A 2,795-nucleotide genomic window follows, 5' to 3' on the forward strand; every position below is an offset into this window, starting at 1 on the left:
CTGGTCGACCGACGGCACGGACGCCCCCGTGTCCTCCGCCGCCGCGCCGTCCGCCGGCGCCGCCCAGCCGGTCACGCCGGGGGTGACCGCGAAGAACACCGTGACCCGGGCCTGCGCCACCTCGGCCAGCAGGTGCAGCTCGGCCGCGCTGAAGGCCTGGTCGACGGAGATCGTGAAGAGCAGCGCGCCGGCCCGCCCCACGGCGTCCAGCAGCACCCGGCCGCCGGCCACGCCGAGGGTGCCGGTGTCCGGCGTGTCGAGTATCGAGAAATGCCGCAGCAGCGGGTCGGGCAGGCTCAGTTCGACCCGACGTGGCGGCCGGGCGAGCGCCGGGCCGGCGGCGAGCGGATCGGCGCCGTAGGCGTGCGGTTGGCGGTAGCCCGGGACGTACGCGGCCCGGGTGGCGACCTTGGCGTGGTTGACCAGCAGGTGACTGCCGGCGGGGACGGCGAGCGTGCCGGCCTCCAGTCCGAGCAGGCCGGCGATCAGCTCGCGCCGACCGGCACCCGCCGGACCGGCGACGACCACGGCCATCGGCTCGTCCGGTCCCGGCTCGGTCACCCCGACCCGGGTCGGCAGCGGGGCGCACCGGGGCGGGTCGGCCCGACCGTCGGGGCCGGGCACGTCGACCGAGGGGAGTGGACCCGGCTTCATCAGACGGCCTCCCGGTCAGGCGACCGGAGCGGCCCCGGTCGCGGTCGAAGCCCCTGCTGGCAGGGGATGTCGGAAGAGTACGTCTGTCGGCGATCCGACACCGAACACATCCGGTACTCATGGGTAACGAACAGATTACTCAACTTCACTGCGTGACGGTCTGCGCGCGGACGGAACACCATCGATATGCTGCACCGATGAGTAGGTGGGAGTTCGTCGGCCGAACGGATGAACTCAACCGTCTGTTGTCGGCCGTCGGTGGCCCGGAGGGTCGCGGACTTCTCTTCAGCGGCGACGCGGGCGTCGGAAAGAGCCGGTTGCTGCGGGAAGGCGTGGCCGCGCTCTCCCCCGAACGCCACGCGATCTGGTCCGTCGCGGCCAGCGCGACCACCGCCGCGCTGCCGTTCGGCGGGCTCGTCCAGGTGCTCCCGAACGCGCAGCCGCAGGGCCTGTCCCCCGCCGGGATCCTCCGCTGGGCCGTGGACGTGCTCCAGGAACAGGCCGCCGGTCGGCCCATCGTGCTGGCCATCGACGACGCGCACCTGCTCGACCCGCCCTCGGCGGCGCTGGTGCACCTGGTCGCCCGTTCCGAGAACGCCACAGTGGTCGGGACGCTGCGCAACGGTGAGCAGATCCCGCTGCCGATCCGCGCCCTGTGGACCGACGACCTGGTCGACCTGGTCGAGCTGGGCCCGCTCGGCCCGAGCGAGACCACCGGGCTGCTCGCCGCGATCCTCGGCGGCCCGATCGACGCCGGCTCCTCCGAGCGCCTGTTCCGGCTCTCCGCCGGCAACCCGCTGCTGCTGCGCGAGCTGGTGCTGGCCGCCGACGACGAGCTGAAGAGCACGTACGGGATCTGGAAGTGGACCGGCCGACTCGAGCTGGCCCCCAGCCTCACCGACCTGATCGACACCCGCATCGGCCAGCTCACCCCCGGCGTCCGGGCCGTGGTCGAGCTGGTCGCCTTCGGCGAGCCGCTCGGGCTGCAACTGCTGGAGCAGGCGGTCGACCCGACCGACGTGGAGACCGCCGAGGAGCGTGGGCTCATCGCCATGGTCCGCGACGACCGGCGGCTCAACGTCCGCCTGGCCCACCCGCTCTACGGCGAGGTGATGCGTCGGCAGTGCCCGGTCAGCCGCACCCGCCGGCTCCAGGCCACGCTGGCCGGGTTGCTGGAGCGGGTCGGCAAGCGCCGCCGGGACGATCTGCTGCGGGTCGCGGTGTGGCGGCTCGACTCGGGTACGGCCCAGGACGTGGCGCTGCTGCTCGACGCGGCCGTCCAGGCCTTCGGCCGCTACGACGTGCCGCTCGCCACCCGGCTGGCCCGGGCCGCGCTGGAGGCCGGCGGCGGCACCGACGCGGCCGAGCTGCTCGCCACCATCCTGATGTTCGGCGACCGGCCGGACGAGGCGCTCACGGTGCTCGACCAGGTCGGCGGCGAGATCCACGACGACCGGCGACGGAGCCGCTGGCTGACCGTCCGGGGCATGGTCAACTACTGGGGGCTCAACCGGGAGTCCACGGTGGAGGAGATCTCCGCCCGTGGCGAGGAGCTGACCGACCCCGCCGACCGGGCCCGGGTCCGCGCGTTCGAGGCCATCATGCGGCTGCACCGGCTGGACGTCGACGTCGCGGTGCGGCTGGCCCAGGAGGTGCTCGACCGCCCGGCCGCCCCGATGGCGGCCCGCGAGCTGGCCCGCTGCACGCTCGCCCACCTCCAGGCCGCCCAGGGGCAGTACCGCCGCAGCGCCACCGCGATCGCCCGGGTGCAGGCCGAGGCGGCCTGCTGGCGGTCCGACATGCCCTACCTCCAGCTCGCCATGGAGCTGGCCCGGGGCACCCGGCTGGCGCTCTCCGGCGACCTGGCCGGCATCGACGCGATCGTCGCGGACGAGTTCGCCGACCTGGCCGGCGCCGGCGACTTCCGGCTCGGCACCGGCTACCTGGCCATCCTCCAGGCGTACGCGGCCCGCCTGCGCGGGCGTGGCGACGACGCGCTCAAGACCAGCCTCGGCGCCTGTGCGGTGCTCGCCACCAGCCGGGTGTACGCCGGCCTGGCGCACGCCGAACGCGCCCAGGCGGCGGCGCTGCGCGGGGATGCGGCGCACGCGGCCGAGGCGATGGCCGAGGCGGACCGGACG

The 2,795-nt window shown here is 74.7% G+C and carries 1 protein-coding gene and 1 pseudogene; one reads left to right on the forward strand and one right to left on the reverse strand.

Going from position 1 to position 2,795, the window contains the following annotated elements; genetic code table 11:
- Positions 1–654, reverse strand: a pseudogene (locus HUW36_RS30015) (P-loop NTPase family protein); the annotation flags it as partial.
- A gap of 197 nt (positions 655–851) precedes the next feature.
- On the opposite strand from HUW36_RS30015, the gene HUW36_RS30020 reads away from it, so the two are divergent.
- A partial coding sequence (locus tag HUW36_RS30020) for an AAA family ATPase (protein WP_174531174.1) occupies positions 852–2,795 on the forward strand: 1,944 nt, incomplete at its 3' end.

Origin of the sequence: Micromonospora maritima (assembly GCF_902825405.1) — a bacterium.
Lineage (GTDB): Bacteria > Actinomycetota > Actinomycetes > Mycobacteriales > Micromonosporaceae > Micromonospora > Micromonospora maritima.